Genomic DNA, 13,791 nt, shown 5'->3' on the forward strand with positions numbered 1-13,791 from the left:
GGCTAGCGGGCCGCGAGCACCTGCGCCGCCGCCTGGTCGTTCGACTGCGCGGTCTGCAGCATCTTGGTCTGCATGTCGAACTGGCGCGCCAGCCCGATCATCGACACCATCTGGTCGACGACGCTGACGTTGCTGCCTTCGAGGTAGCCGCCGGCGACCTGCACGGCCTCGTCACGGGGCGCGGCCCCACCGTCGCGCAGCCGGAACAGCCCGTCGTCGCCGCGCACGAGCGAAGTCTCCGGCGGATTGACGAGCTTCAGCTGGCCGAGGTTGTTCACGACGTTCTGCGCGCCGCCGCCGCGCATCGCCGAGATCGTGCCGTCCTTGCCGATCAGCACTTCGTTGTCGGGCGGAATCGTGATCGGCCCGCCGTCGCCCAGCACCGGCAGTCCGTTGCGCGTCTGCAGCACGCCGTTCGGGCTGACTTCGAGGCTGCCGTTGCGCGTATAGCCTTCGGAGCCGTCGGGCAACTGCACCGTGAGCCAGCCCTTGCCCTCGACGGCGACATCGAACGCACGCCCCGTCTGCTGCAGCGGTCCGGTCTCGAAGTTCGTCGCGATGCTCGCATCGACGACGAACGCGCGCGTCGGCAACCCCTCGCCCTGCACCGGCACTGCGCGCAGCTTGTGCATCTCGGCGCGAAAGCCGGTGGTGGTCGCGTTCGCGAGGTTGTGCGACACCGCGGCCTGCTGGCCCATGGTGTGCTTCGCCCCGGTCATCGCGGTGTAGATCAGACGGTCCATGGCCCGCTCCCTTTTTTCTTTCCCTCTCCCTGCCCGCCACCCCGCCCGCCACCCTGCCCGCCACCCGGCACGACACCGGGGAGTCATTCAGGCGGTATTTATCCGAGATTGACGATGGTCTGCAGGATGGTGTTCTGGGCCTGCACGGATTGTGCGTTCGCCTGGTAGTTGCGCTGCTGGACGATGAGCTGCACAAGCTCCGCGGTGAGATCGACGTTGGCTTCCTCGACCGCGCCCGCGTTGAGCAGCCCCAGGTTGGCACTGCCGGGCACGCCGACGCTGGACGGCCCCGAGGCCGGCGACTGGGCCCACATGTTGCCCCCCAGCGACACCAGGCCGTTCGGACTGCGGAAGTTCGCCAGGACAACTTGCCCCAGATCGCGGGACTGGCCATTGCTGTAGCGACCTTCAATGACTCCGTCATCGCCGACGGAGACGCCCGTCAGCCGGCCCGGTGCGAATCCGTCCTGGTCCGAGGGGACATTGATCCCGAACTCGCCGCCATACTGGGTCGTACCGCTGAAGTCGATCCGCAAAGCGGGGGTTTCGAGGCCGGGTACAAGGTTGTCGCCGAAGAGATCCTTAAAAGCGGGACCGGTCACGGGCAATGACGTAGTCAACACGCCGCCAGTATTGAACGACAGCGTGTGGTTGAACGTCGGGTTCCCGATGTCCTTGCCATCGAGTTGATAATGGACAGTCCAGTCGTTCTTCACCTCTTCGAGCTTCGGCGGGCTGGCCGCCGGATCCGCCCGTGTGCCGTTGCGGACGAAATACATCGTCAACGTCTTGGGGTTGCCGAGGCTGTCGTACAGGGTCGCCGACGTGGCGTTGTTGTATGACTTGGGGTCCGCGGCCGAAAACTTCGGCTTCTCGGGCAAGTGTTGTCTGGAGTCGAGATTGACCCCGAGGCTAAGCCCCGCCGTGTTGTCAGGGAGGGGGCGCTGCGAGACGCCGGTTTGTTGTGGCGCCCCTCCCGCCAGCGACGGGTTCACGACGATGTCACTGACGACGCCCGTCAGGATGTCCCCATTGACGTCCGCGCCATAGCCGGACAGCCGATATCCTTGAGCATTGACGATGAACCCGTCCTTGCTGATGTCGAACTGGCCGTTTCGCGTGAAAGCTTCCGTTCCATCCGGCGCGCTGACGCGAAAGAAGCCGTTGCCGTTGATCGCCAGGTCCAGCGGGTTGTTCGTGACGGTCACGTTGCCCTGGGAGAAGTTCTGGCTTACGGCAGCAATCGTCGTCCCGATTCCGACTTGCGAATTGCCCCCCGTACCATTGAAAGAAGCAGCGAAAACATCCGCGAACTCCGCACGCCCGGCCTTGAAGCCGATGGTATTCGAGTTCGCGACGTTGTTGCTGATGACGTCGAGGGCTTTCGACGCCGAAGCGAGGCCGCTCAATCCTTGCTGGAATGCCATGATCCTGTCCCTTGGAGTTCGGTAATCAGAGAATCTGCCGGATCTCGGACATCTTGAAGATGCCCAGATCGCCTATCTGCAGGTCGGTGCTTTTCGGTCCGCGCACCACGCTCGACACCGCGCCGAACTCGAGCGATTCGGCCGCGGCAGTCGTGTCGCCCGCCGTCGCGGCGAGGCTTACGGTGTATTTGCCGTTCGCCGCACGGGTGCCGTCGGCGGCGGCGCCATCCCACTGGAAGTTGTGCGTGCCGGCATCGAACGCGCCCAGATCGACGTTCGCGACTTCGAGGCCGTTCGCATCCTTTATGCTCATCGTGACCTTGTCGGCGGGCGCATCGAGCGAGAAGCCGCCGACCGCGCCGGCTTCGGTGAGCAGCAATCCCTTGCCCGGCACCAGCACGCCGCGGCCGACGAGCGACGCCGCCTGCATCGCTTCGGAGGACTGCTGGCCTTCCATGATCTGGCCGAGCATCGTGTTGAGCCGCTCGATGCCATCGACGGTGCTGATCTGCGCCAGCTGCGAAGTCACCTGCGCGTTGTCGAGCGGGTTCATCGGATCCTGGTTCTTGAGCTGCGTGGTCAGCAGCTTCAGGAAACGGGTCTGGCTGAGCTCCTCGGATTTTTCGGGGGCGGCGCTGTTGCGCGCGAGATTCGACATCACGGCATCGGCCGCCGAGGAGGTCGCGCTATTGACGGTTGTCATGATTGCTCCGGTCGCCCGCTCACTGGCCGATCGCCAGCGTGCGCTGCATGAGGGTCTTCGCCGTGTTCATGACTTCGGCGTTGGTTTGATAGGCGCGCGAGGCCGAGATCATGTTGGTCATCTCCTCGACGACGTTCACGTTCGACATCTCGACGTAGCCTTCGGGGTTGGCCGCGGGATTGCCGGGGTCGTACGTGAGGCGTCCCGCCGCCGCGCTCTCGACAACCTCCGTGACCTGCACCCCCACTCCGCCCGGCCCGGCCACCGGCGTGGCGGTAAACACCACCTGCTTGGCGCGGTAGGGCTGGCCATCGGGGCCCGCGACGCTGTCGGCGTTCGCGAGGTTCGACGCGGTCGCGTTGAGGCGAGCGGACTGCGCATGCAGCGCGGAGCCCGCAATCGTGAAGACGTTCAACATGCTCATGGTCCACCCACCTCGCTCACTGGCCGTTGATCGCGGTCTGCATGCCACGCAGCAGGCTGTTGATGAAAGTCACGCTCGCTTCGTATTGCACCGAGTTCTCGGCAAATGCCGCGCGCTCGACGTCCATGTTCACGGTGTTGCCGTCGACGCTCGACTGGAACTCGCCGCGATAGCCGACATGAGGCTCGAGGGGCGTCCCCTGCCCGCCGGGGAGGTGGCGCGCCGAAGTGCCCGCGAGCGCCAGCGGTCCGCTCCGCCCGCCCGTCGCACCCTTCAGCGCGGCGGCGAAATCCAGGTCGCGCGCCTTGTAATTCGGCGTGTCGGCGTTCGCGATGTTCGACGCCAGCATCTGCTGGCGCCGGGCCTGCACGTTGAGCGCCGTCTGATGAAACTGCAGCGCGCTGTCGAGTCGGGATTTCATGGCATCACCTCAAGGTCCTGCTGTAACCGCCGTTACCGAAGGCAGGTGCGGGCATTGATCCATCGCACCTTCCATGCCAGCGATCTTAGTCGTCACATCACAATGGGCTTGCTCCGATAAGACTGGAAATTACCGGTCAATTTCGCCGCTTTCGCTGCCGGCTTCGGCGTCGTGCCTGCCGGCCGGCGGAAAAACTTGCCGCCCGCGAAGGGGGCGAAGCGGGAATGCGGCGGCGGTTGCCGGGCGCACGCAGGCGTGGTGCAATCGCCCCATGCTGAAAAATCGATCCCTCCTTTGCCGATTTCCTGCCGCCGCTATGGCGGCCGTCACGACCGCAATGCTGCCCCTGCCGGCAGGCGCGCAGCAGCCTCCCGAACCCGTCGAGCGGACAGTGACGGCATTTCTCGAGCAGCAGACTGCCGGCCTGCCGGGAAAAGTTGAAATCTCCGTCAGCGCGTTCGATGCGCGGAACAGTCTCCCGGCATGCGCAGCGCTCGAAGCCTTCCTGCCGGCCGGCATACGGGCGTGGGGACAGATCAACGTCGGTGTGCGCTGCGACTCACCGGCCCCTTGGACCGCCTATGTGCCGGCGCGGGTCGCGGTGATGGCCGAGTATCTCGCCACCGCCCGCGCGCTTCGCGCCGGCCAGACCCTCGGCCCGGCCGATATCGAACGGCGGCACGGCGATCTCGCGGCGGAACCGCCCGGCACGCTGACCGACCCGACGCAGGCGGTCGGGCACCCCGCCCGTTACGCCGTCGCCGCCGGCAGCACGTTGCGCGCCGGAATGCTGCGCCTCCCACCCGCGGTGCGGCAGGGCCAGGCGGTAAAAGTCGTCGGCAGCGGCAACGGCTTCAGCGTATCGAACGAAGGACGCGCCCTCAATGCCGCAGCCGAAGGCGAACCCGTACGGGTACGGATCGGCAATGACCAGGTCGTTTCAGGCCTCGCGCGCGCCGGCGGGGTCGTCGAAGTGCAATTTTGAGTGCAGGGCCGATGAGCAAGCGGAACAGCCCTTGCTTTCGATCGCCCGGGTTCCCGATCGGCCCCGGTCGCCCAGCGCCACGGGGTTAAAGTTTTCGCTGTGCGGACCGTTGACACGGTTAGAGAATATTCAATGGGAGTTGCGCCGTGAAGATCGAAGGTACCCCGAAGCCAGCCGGCTCCGTACCTGCCGCGGAGAGCCGGCCACGGTCGCAGCCCGTGGCGTCTAAACCCGTCGGCGACGACGAGAAGGTGCAGCTGTCGTCGCTGTCATCGAGCTTGAACAAGGCCGAAGCGGCAATGGCTTCGACTCCGGTCGTCGACCGTGGCCGCGTAAACGAAATCCGCCAGGCAATCAGCGAAGGGCGCTTCAAGGTGGACGCCGACCGCATCGCCGAAGGCCTGATCGACTCCGTGCGCCAGATACTCGACACTCGGCGCGAATCGTGACTCCGCAACCGGAACTGCAGCGCCTGGCGACGCTGATCGACACCGAGGCAGCCCTGCTGCGTGCCTTTCTCGCGCTGCTCGAACGCGAGGAAACGCTCCTGATCGCCGGCGAGGCCGACGCGCTGCTCGCTCTGACACAGGAGAAATCGCAGCGCCACCAGCAGTTGCAACGCGTGCACAACGACCGCGCCTTGCTGCTCGGCCGCTTGCGGCGCCCGAACGACGAGGCGTCGATTCGCGAACTATGCCGGCCGCTGCCCGACACCCTGGCCTGCTGGGACGAGATTCGCGAACTCGCGCGCAACGCACAACACCGCAACGAGAGCAACGGCAAGCTGATCGTCGAACGGATGCAGCACAACCAGTCAGCGCTCACCGTGCTGCTCACGGCGGCCGGCCAACCCCAGCTCTACAATGCCGCGGGCATGACACGCCCCCGCAGCAGCGGGCGCCATCTCGGCAGCGCCTGAACTCCGCCAGATCCCTCGCCTTCCCCGCCGCACCGGCTTCGCTCGCCCTCAGCCATTCCGCTCGTCCCCCTGTCACCCCGTTGCTGCGACAGTGCGGCGCGGGCAGGTGCTGGTGGGCTCCCCCGCTTTGAGCCACTGTTACACACTGAGTGTTTGACTTTCTTTCAATCTGTTGCTTTCATTATTGCCTTTCGTCCTGCGTCCGATCCGCTGGACGCTCACCACGCGACGCCGATTTGACGAGGACGATCCGATGCAGAAGTTCATGTGCCTGCTACTCACGTTTTGGGCGGGCACCTCGTCCCTTGCCTGGGCCGGGCAATTCGATACCACTGTGGCCATGCGCGCGAACAGCGCGACGACTTTCTACGTGCAGGGCAATATTGGCGGGCTGGGTCCTGTCGACCTCATGGTCGACACCGGTTCAGGCTACATGACCATCAACGAGGAAATGCTGGCCACGCTTCAGGGCGCAGGCCAGGCGCAATACATCAGGCAACTGCGCGGCCGGCTTGCGAACGGCAGCGAACTGGACGTGCCGGTCTATGCGATCAAGGCCGTGAGCATCGGGAACGGGTGCTGGATCAATAACGTCGAGGCAGCCGTATTCCCGGGAAAGACCCGCGCCATCCTCGGGCTCAATGCCCTGCAACGGGCGGCGCCGTTCATCTTCTCTTTCGATCCGCCACGCCTCGTCCTGAGCAATTGCGGCGCCACCACTGCCGCCCAGACGAAGGCTGCCGACCTCGCAGCCTTCGATCATTGAGCAGCACCCTCAGGGAAGCGGCTCCCTGCTCGTATCGCTGCCCGGCGTCCAGTCTCCCCGCTCAGAGTCTTGCAAGCGAGGCGACTGGTCTTGCGACCGCGGCGCGGCCTTGCGGCTCGACTCCTCCAGTTCGAACGCCGAGAACTCGGTGATCGGCTGATCGGCAGGCTCCAACTCCACGAACTGCTCGGGTTGATACTCGGGCCTCGCCTTCAACTCCTCCTCGCTCGCGCTGACGCGAAGCTTGCCATCGACAAACTGCAGCCTGTCGAGGGGAATAGTGATTTCCTTGTCGCCGACCCCGAGGAAGCCGCCAGCCGAAATCACGGCCTGGATATCCTTCTCCCGGCGGCTATGCACGACGGCCTTCACCGAACCGATTTCATCGCCTCCGGGTCCGATAACATCCTTCCCGCGTAGTTCACGAGGCGTCATGGTGTAGACCACGCTGCCAGGATTCGCCCGCGAAGTGTCCATCCGGGGATTCATGGTCTGGGTGCCCTCGGCCCGCGGCATGCTGTCGTTAGTCTTCGAGGCATCGGTGCCAGCCCATCCTGGCGTCGCGACCAATGCGGCAACTGCACCGGCGAGCAACGACTTGCGATAGCTGATCTTCATCTCGTCCTCCTGCCTTGCGGCTCTGGTTGACCGGTTCCCCCTCCACGGAGTGCGAGGGGCGTCGGGATGTCCGTCCGCCAGAATCTTGCGCAAAAAGCACGCCAGGAGAGCACGCATGCTCGTGACGTTAACGAATGCATTCATGCATTTGATTTCATTCATTTTATTGAAATGAGCTGCAGCTCCAGACTTTTTCGTGCGGACGAAGGCCGTCGGCAAGACTGCTGGGCGCTTTCCAGGAACGCAGCATCAACAGTGCGCAGAATGCGTACAAGCATCTGAATAATAAAAGTTTTCGCATTTCTCGGTGGGCCGCTCTGCACTTTCGCAATCTTTCGACGAACACGACTCAACGCCTGCTGTCGTTCATGGGCGACAAGCCATGCCCAGTATTTTCAGCCGCTTACGCTCATACTGCCGACCGCATGACACTCGTTCGATTCTGTTATTTTCATTGTTTTTCAACAACTTGTATTCTTCATGGAGTGATGACCGTCGTCGTGACACGACAGATTCCCGACGCGCCCCAAGTTGCCGACCGCGCTTGAATGGCGCTTGAAGGCGAGGATCGGCAACGTCATCAAAGCATTTTCATGGAACATTCCCGGCTCCCATTCGTTTCATTAAATAAGACAGCAGGGACGCCGATGTAGCCGCGGCGGGCCAGTTGGCTCTTCAACCAACCCGAGTGGAATACGGAAAATGAAAATACGCACTGCAACGACCTTGCTCGCAGCCTGCCTCGTCACCGCGAGCCTCGCCGGAGTCACCCCCGCCATTGCGGCCGGTGGCCATGATCACGACAGCGGCACAGCCGTCCTCAGGCTCAATGCCGGCAGCAAATGGCATACTGACGCCGCCTTGCAACACGGCATGCTGAAAATCCGCGCCGCCGTCGAACACAGCCTCCCGGCCGTTCACGGCGGCACGTTCACCTCCGACCAGTACCGGTCCCTGGGCCACACGGTCGAAAAGGAAATCGCCTACATCGTGCAGAACTGCAGACTTGCGCCCGAAGCCGATACGGTGTTGCACGGCATCATCGCCGAACTGGCCGACGGTATCGAAGGAGTCACTGGCACGAAGGCCGGCGGCGACCGCAGCAAGGGCGTGGTGCACATGGTCGTGGCACTCGATAACTACGGTACCTACTTCGACCACCCGGCGTGGACGCCAGTGGCTACCGGGCACTGAACCGCGACACCGGACAGAGGCATGGACGATGCGGGCGCAGAGCAGGACAACGCCTTCATCGTCCTTGCGCGCGCCGGCGATACGCGTGCGTTCGGCGAGATCGTGCGACGCCATCAGGATCGCGTGTTCGGCTTCATCCTGCGGCTCACCGGGACGCGCGACGAAGCCATGGACCTGACCCAGGAGGTGTTCATGAAAGCGTGGCAAGCGCTGCCCGAGTGGCGTCCGGAGGCGCATTTTTCCACCTGGCTGCTGCAGATCGCCCGCAACCTCAGCATCGACATGCTGCGCCGCCGGCAGCTTGTCCGGTTCGCGCCGCTCGACGACGAACTCGATATCGCGGACACCGCCATGGGTCCGGAAGCCTGCTACGCCATGCGCCAGCGCGACGCACAGCTTGCCCGGGCGCTGCAATGGATCCCGGCCGAGCAGCGGGAAATCCTGCTGCTGCGCGAGGTCGAGGACCTCACCTACACCGATATCGCGCAGACGCTCGGCATCCGCCCCGGCACGGTGAAGTCACGCCTCGCGCGGGCGCGCGCGGCACTGCTGGAACGGCTTCGGCGCAAGACAGGAGAGGATCATGGCTGACCATTGCCCGCGAACGCTCGCGCTGTCGGCATTCCTCGATGGCCAGCTCCCGCCGCGACGGCTCCGGGATCTGCGCGCGCATATCGACAATTGCGCGGCTTGCGGGGAAATGCTGCGCGAGCTGGAAACGCTGCGCAGCCGGCTCCAGGCACTGCCGCAAGAGCGGCTCGGCTTCGATCTCGGCGCCGTGATCGAGGCCCGCCTCCCGGTCCAGTCCCGCCCATCCCGGACCGCGCGACGGCGCGGGCTGCGCTGGCTCCTGTTTCCGCTGAGCGGCGCCACGGCCCTGACGCTGGGTCTCTACCTCGGGAGCACGCTGATCCGGTCCGTTGCCGGCGACATGCCCGAGAACCCGCCAATGCTGACGATGGCGGTGTTCGATCCGATTCCGCCCGGCAATCTTTGCCCCGTCCCGAAATCGTGCCCTTCCGGAAATGGCTTCAGATGAAACCTTCCACGCTGCGCTTCGCCTTGATGTGTTCGGTCCTGGTCAACCTCGGCGTCGTGGCTGCGGCGGGTGTCCACGTTCTGCGCCCGGCTTCGACAAACGCCGGCGCAGCCCCGCCCCTGCCCGTCCACCTCGGCCTCGACGCGCGCCAGCTCGAACGCTGGCACGCGACCGAGCAACCTTTTCTGCGCCAGTTCGGCGATGCCGCCGCGCGCATCGAAGCTCATCGTGCCGAAATGATCCGCGCAATTTTCGCCGGGAACGTGGATCGCAAGGCGATCGAAACCGAGCGTGTCGCCATCGCCCGCCTGCAGCACGAGCAGCAGCGCCTGATGATCGAGCAGTTGCTTGCCGAGCGCGACATCCTCGACGAGGCGCAGCGTGCCCGTCTCGCGCAACTCCTGCTCGCGCAGCCGGACAAACAGTCACTGCTGGAGGATCTGCACGGCCGGTAACGGTGAACGATTTACAGTTAACGAGTCCGGCGTGGTCACCCCGCAGGGCTTCCGCACTCGGAAAGCATTTTCCCTGATGACATAGCACTTGTCACGGATCGGCATAAAGGCGCCGGGCATGATCGGCGCAATGGCGCCACTTGGAGGGTAAGTGATACAACGCCGCCACCGACAAGCCTTCACGCTCGGCGTACGCCTTCGTCGTGATTCTCTCAGTCTCGATCGCCGCAAGGTGGCGTGACCAATACTCCGATACGTCCGACATGCTCTTTCGCTCCGCAATATCAACGAGCGAAGCGTCCCCGATTCAGAAGGCCAGCGAAAGGATGCGGTTCATGGATCACTTACGATTAACTGTCGAACTCGGGAGCACCGGCTCGCGGAGCGAAAGCAGAGCGCTCACGTCATCCACGGGAAACACAGAATGACGATGCGCTTACGCCCGAGAGGCGGGAGGGGGGGTTTTGGCGGTTGCCATCAAAAAAGCCGCCTTCCTGGCTGGGAAGGCGGCTTTTCGGGCAATGGGGTAGTCTGACGATGACCTACTTTCGCACCCGGATTGGGCACTATCATCGGCGCGGTCCTGTTTCACGGTCCTGTTCGGGATGGGAAGGGGTGGTGCCAGGATGCTATGGTCGTCAGACTGTAAGGGGTAACAAAGCGGGGAAGCAAAGTGTGTGGGGGGTGTGATGCGTATTGGGTGAGTTGTCGCGGTGTTGATCCAGGGTTATAGGATCAAGCCTCACGGGCAATTAGTATCGGTTAGCTCAACGCATTGCTGCGCTTCCACACCCGACCTATCAACGTTGTGGTCTTCAACGACCCTTCAGGGGGCTCGAGGCCCCGGGGAAGTCTCATCTTGAGGCGAGTTTCCCGCTTAGATGCTTTCAGCGGTTATCTCTTCCGCACTTAGCTACCCGGCGATGCGACTGGCGTCACAACCGGTACACCAGGGGTGCGTCCACTCCGGTCCTCTCGTACTAGGAGCAGGTCCTCTCAAACTTCCAGCGCCCACGGCAGATAGGGACCAAACTGTCTCACGACGTTTTAAACCCAGCTCACGTACCACTTTAAATGGCGAACAGCCATACCCTTGGGACCGGCTACAGCCCCAGGATGTGATGAGCCGACATCGAGGTGCCAAACTCCGCCGTCGATGTGAACTCTTGGGCGGAATCAGCCTGTTATCCCCAGAGTACCTTTTATCCGTTGAGCGATGGCCCTTCCATACAGAACCACCGGATCACTATGACCTGCTTTCGCACCTGCTCGACTTGTCGGTCTCGCAGTCAAGCCGCCTTTTGCCATTGCACTATCAACACGATGTCCGACCGTGTCTAGGCGACCTTCGTACTCCTCCGTTACCTTTTGGGAGGAGACCGCCCCAGTCAAACTGCCTGCCATGCACGGTCCCCGACCCGGATTCACGGGCCAAGGTTAGAACCTCAACGACACCAGGGTGGTATTTCAAGGTTGGCTCCACGAGAACTAGCGTCCCCGCTTCACAGCCTCCCACCTATCCTACACAAGTCCCGTCAAAGTCCAATGCAAAGCTACAGTAAAGGTTCATGGGGTCTTTCCGTCTTGCCGCGGGGAGATTGCATCTTCACAAACATTTCAACTTCGCTGAGTCTCAGGAGGAGACAGTGTGGCCATCGTTACGCCATTCGTGCAGGTCGGAACTTACCCGACAAGGAATTTCGCTACCTTAGGACCGTTATAGTTACGGCCGCCGTTTACCGGGGCTTCGATCAAGAGCTTGCACCCCATCACTTAACCTTCCGGCACCGGGCAGGCGTCACACCGTATACGTCCACTTTCGTGTTTGCACAGTGCTGTGTTTTTAATAAACAGTCGCAGCCACCGATTCTCTGCGGCCCCTTCGCCCTTCGGATGTACTCCTACAAGCTAATGGGGCATACCTTCTCCCGAAGTTACGGTATCAATTTGCCGAGTTCCTTCTCCTGAGTTCTCTCAAGCGCCTTGGTATTTTCTACCTGCCCACCTGTGTCGGTTTGCGGTACGGTCGATTCTGGACTGAAGCTTAGAGGCTTTTCCTGGAAGCATGGTATCAACCACTTCGGGCTCAAAGAGCCCTCGTCATCACGCCTCAGCTTAATCCCCGCGGATTTGCCTACGGGGCACGCCTACACGCTTAAACCGGGACGTCCAACACCCGGCTGGCCTAACCTTCTCCGTCCCCCCATCGCATCCAGAACCGGTACGGGAATATTGACCCGTTTCCCATCGACTACGCATTTCTGCCTCGCCTTAGGGGCCGACTCACCCTGCGCCGATGAACGTTGCGCAGGAAACCTTGGGCTTTCGGCGAGGGTGCTTTTCACACCCTTTATCGCTACTCATGTCAGCATTCGCACTTCCGATACCTCCAGCATCCCTCTCGAGACACCTTCGCAGGCTTACGGAACGCTCCCCTACCATCTCTTGCGAGATCCGCAGCTTCGGTTCATGGCTTGAGCCCCGTTACATCTTCCGCGCAGGACGACTCGACTAGTGAGCTATTACGCTTTCTTTAAAGGATGGCTGCTTCTAAGCCAACCTCCTAGCTGTCTGGGCCTTCCCACTTCGTTTCCCACTTAGCCATGTATTTGGGACCTTAGCTGGCGGTCTGGGTTGTTTCCCTCTTGTCCCAGGACGTTAGCACCCCAGGACTGTCTGCCGTATATCACTTTGCGGTATTCGGAGTTTGCTATCGCGGGGTAGATCGCAGTGACCCCCCCAACGATTACAGTGCTCTACCCCCGCAAGTGTCCGTACGACGCACTACCTAAATAGTTTTCGGGGAGAACCAGCTATTTCCGGATTTGTTTAGCCTTTCACCCCTATCCACAGCTCATCCCCTAATTTTTCAACATTAGTGGGTTCGGACCTCCAGTGCGTGTTACCGCACCTTCATCCTGGCCATGGATAGATCATCCGGTTTCGGGTCTACGCCCAGCAACTCAATCGCCCTTGTCAGACTCGGTTTCCCTACGCCTCCCCTATTCGGTTAAGCTCGCTACTGAACGTAAGTCGCTGACCCATTATACAAAAGGTACGCAGTCACCCCCTGACGGAGGCTCCCACTGTTTGTATGCATGCGGTTTCAGGATCTATTTCACTCCCCTCCCGGGGTTCTTTTCGCCTTTCCCTCACGGTACTGGTTCACTATCGGTCGATCACGAGTATTTAGCCTTGGAGGATGGTCCCCCCATCTTCAGACAGGATTTCTCGTGTCCCGCCCTACTTGTCGCACGCTCAGACCCGCCAGCTACTTTTCGCATACGGGACTATCACCCTGTATCGTCGGACTTTCCAGACCGTTTTGCTAAGTAATTGGTTTAGTCGTGCAGGCTCATCCCCGTTCGCTCGCCACTACTTGGGGAATCTCGGTTGATTTCTGTTCCTGCGGCTACTTAGATGTTTCAGTTCGCCGCGTTCGCCTCCTCAGACCTATGGATTCAGTCTGGGATACTCCAAAAGGAGTGGGTTTCCCCATTCGGACATCGGGGGATCAAAGCTCCATTGCCAGCTCCCCCCCGCTTTTCGCAGGCTTGCACGTCCTTCATCGCCTGTGATCGCCAAGGCATCCACCACATGCACTTAGTCGCTTGATCCTATAACCATGGACCCTGTCACCAGGGCACCACCGCCATAGACGAACTCACGCTTGTGCTCGCCGCCCCCCGCCGCTGGTTCAAAGCGCGGAGGACCGCAAAAAAATGCAATCACACCAACCCATGCAACAGCCCGCCTTGCGGCCAACTGTCGCACACTTTACTTCTTCCACTTTGTTAAAGAACGCAGCCTCAAAAACCTGCCAAGGCCTAAGCCCTGCGGACACCATCCGCACGGCTTAGCCCTTCGACGCCTGCCCACCCCAAACGCTGGTGGAGGATGACGGGATCGAACCGTCGACCCCCTGCTTGCAAAGCAGGTGCTCTCCCAGCTGAGCTAATCCCCCGCTTGATCGCTTGGTGGGTCTGGTTGGGTTCGAACCAACGACCCCCGCCTTATCAAGACGGTGCTCTAACCAGCTGAGCTACAGACCCTCATGCCTCGAGGCTCTTTGCCTGAACAACCGATAAGTTGTGGAT

General features: G+C 62.0%; 15 protein-coding genes, 2 tRNA genes and 2 rRNA genes. 8 read left to right on the forward strand and 11 right to left on the reverse strand.

What is annotated here, in order from left to right:
* Positions 1-2: 2 nt before the first annotated feature.
* The 5 genes from flgF to flgB form a co-directional block, all read right to left on the reverse strand.
* Complete coding sequence (flgF, locus tag pbN1_RS04360) at positions 3-743, reverse strand: flagellar basal-body rod protein FlgF (RefSeq protein WP_169203936.1); 741 nt, start codon at positions 741-743, stop codon at positions 3-5.
* A 98-nt stretch (positions 744-841) separates the two neighbouring features.
* On the reverse strand, positions 842-2,170 hold the full coding sequence (gene flgE / locus pbN1_RS04365; RefSeq protein ID WP_169204113.1) for a flagellar hook protein FlgE: 1,329 nt from the start codon (positions 2,168-2,170) through the stop codon (positions 842-844).
* A gap of 25 nt (positions 2,171-2,195) precedes the next feature.
* Complete coding sequence (locus pbN1_RS04370; RefSeq protein ID WP_169204112.1) at positions 2,196-2,873, reverse strand: flagellar hook assembly protein FlgD; 678 nt, start codon at positions 2,871-2,873, stop codon at positions 2,196-2,198.
* A 19-nt stretch (positions 2,874-2,892) separates the two neighbouring features.
* The gene (flgC, locus tag pbN1_RS04375) at positions 2,893-3,297 is read right to left on the reverse strand and encodes a flagellar basal body rod protein FlgC (protein WP_169204111.1); all 405 of its coding nucleotides are present in this window, start codon (positions 3,295-3,297) and stop codon (positions 2,893-2,895) included.
* Between the two features lie 16 nt (positions 3,298-3,313).
* A complete protein-coding gene (flgB, locus tag pbN1_RS04380) occupies positions 3,314-3,718 on the reverse strand; it encodes a flagellar basal body rod protein FlgB (RefSeq protein ID WP_169204110.1) in 405 nt (134 codons plus the stop codon).
* Positions 3,719-4,109: 391 nt separating this feature from the next.
* On the opposite strand from flgB, the gene flgA reads away from it, so the two are divergent.
* The 4 genes from flgA to pbN1_RS04400 all read left to right on the forward strand — a co-directional run bounded on the left by flgA (position 4,110) and on the right by pbN1_RS04400 (position 6,388).
* The gene (gene flgA / locus pbN1_RS04385) at positions 4,110-4,703 is read left to right on the forward strand and encodes a flagellar basal body P-ring formation chaperone FlgA (protein WP_342343975.1); all 594 of its coding nucleotides are present in this window, start codon (positions 4,110-4,112) and stop codon (positions 4,701-4,703) included.
* 146 nt (positions 4,704-4,849) lie between these two features.
* Positions 4,850-5,152 carry a flagellar biosynthesis anti-sigma factor FlgM gene (gene flgM, locus pbN1_RS04390; RefSeq protein ID WP_169204109.1) on the forward strand — a complete coding sequence of 101 codons (303 nt, stop codon included), beginning with the start codon at positions 4,850-4,852 and terminating at the stop codon, positions 5,150-5,152.
* A complete protein-coding gene (locus tag pbN1_RS04395; RefSeq protein WP_169120659.1) occupies positions 5,149-5,622 on the forward strand; it encodes a flagella synthesis protein FlgN in 474 nt (157 codons plus the stop codon). Before flgM ends, pbN1_RS04395 begins: the two co-directional genes overlap by 4 nt.
* Positions 5,623-5,875: 253 nt before the next feature.
* The gene (locus tag pbN1_RS04400; protein ID WP_169204108.1) at positions 5,876-6,388 is read left to right on the forward strand and encodes a retropepsin-like aspartic protease family protein; all 513 of its coding nucleotides are present in this window, start codon (positions 5,876-5,878) and stop codon (positions 6,386-6,388) included.
* Positions 6,389-6,397: 9 nt separating this feature from the next.
* On the opposite strand, the gene pbN1_RS04405 is transcribed toward pbN1_RS04400, so the two are convergent.
* On the reverse strand, positions 6,398-7,006 hold the full coding sequence (locus pbN1_RS04405; RefSeq protein WP_169204107.1) for a PRC-barrel domain-containing protein: 609 nt from the start codon (positions 7,004-7,006) through the stop codon (positions 6,398-6,400).
* Positions 7,007-7,708: 702 nt separating this feature from the next.
* Between pbN1_RS04405 and pbN1_RS04410 the strand changes: the two genes are divergently transcribed.
* The 4 genes from pbN1_RS04410 to pbN1_RS04425 are packed head-to-tail and all read left to right on the forward strand — an operon-like array spanning position 7,709 to position 9,694.
* A complete protein-coding gene (locus tag pbN1_RS04410; protein ID WP_169204106.1) occupies positions 7,709-8,200 on the forward strand; it encodes a hypothetical protein in 492 nt (163 codons plus the stop codon).
* A gap of 21 nt (positions 8,201-8,221) precedes the next feature.
* Complete coding sequence (locus pbN1_RS04415) at positions 8,222-8,791, forward strand: RNA polymerase sigma factor (RefSeq protein ID WP_169204105.1); 570 nt, start codon at positions 8,222-8,224, stop codon at positions 8,789-8,791.
* Positions 8,784-9,239, forward strand: coding sequence for an anti-sigma factor family protein (locus pbN1_RS04420; RefSeq protein ID WP_169204104.1), 456 nt, complete (start codon positions 8,784-8,786; stop codon positions 9,237-9,239). Before pbN1_RS04415 ends, pbN1_RS04420 begins: the two co-directional genes overlap by 8 nt.
* A complete protein-coding gene (locus tag pbN1_RS04425) occupies positions 9,236-9,694 on the forward strand; it encodes a periplasmic heavy metal sensor (RefSeq protein WP_169204103.1) in 459 nt (152 codons plus the stop codon). The genes pbN1_RS04420 and pbN1_RS04425 overlap by 4 nt, the downstream gene beginning before the upstream one ends.
* Positions 9,695-9,785: 91 nt before the next feature.
* Here the strand turns inward: pbN1_RS04425 and pbN1_RS20735 are convergent, their stop codons facing one another.
* The 5 genes from pbN1_RS20735 to pbN1_RS04450 form a co-directional block, all read right to left on the reverse strand.
* On the reverse strand, positions 9,786-9,959 hold the full coding sequence (locus pbN1_RS20735; RefSeq protein WP_244857163.1) for a hypothetical protein: 174 nt from the start codon (positions 9,957-9,959) through the stop codon (positions 9,786-9,788).
* A gap of 264 nt (positions 9,960-10,223) precedes the next feature.
* A 5S ribosomal RNA gene (rrf, locus tag pbN1_RS04435) occupies positions 10,224-10,337 on the reverse strand.
* 88 nt (positions 10,338-10,425) lie between these two features.
* A 23S ribosomal RNA gene (locus pbN1_RS04440) occupies positions 10,426-13,311 on the reverse strand.
* Positions 13,312-13,582: 271 nt separating this feature from the next.
* Positions 13,583-13,658: transfer RNA gene (locus pbN1_RS04445), tRNA-Ala, on the reverse strand.
* Between the two features lie 11 nt (positions 13,659-13,669).
* A tRNA-Ile gene (locus pbN1_RS04450) sits at positions 13,670-13,746 on the reverse strand.
* Between the last annotated feature and the right edge of the window lie 45 nt (positions 13,747-13,791).

It is taken from the genome of Aromatoleum bremense, assembly GCF_017894365.1.
GTDB classification, from domain to species: Bacteria; Pseudomonadota; Gammaproteobacteria; order Burkholderiales; family Rhodocyclaceae; genus Aromatoleum; species Aromatoleum bremense.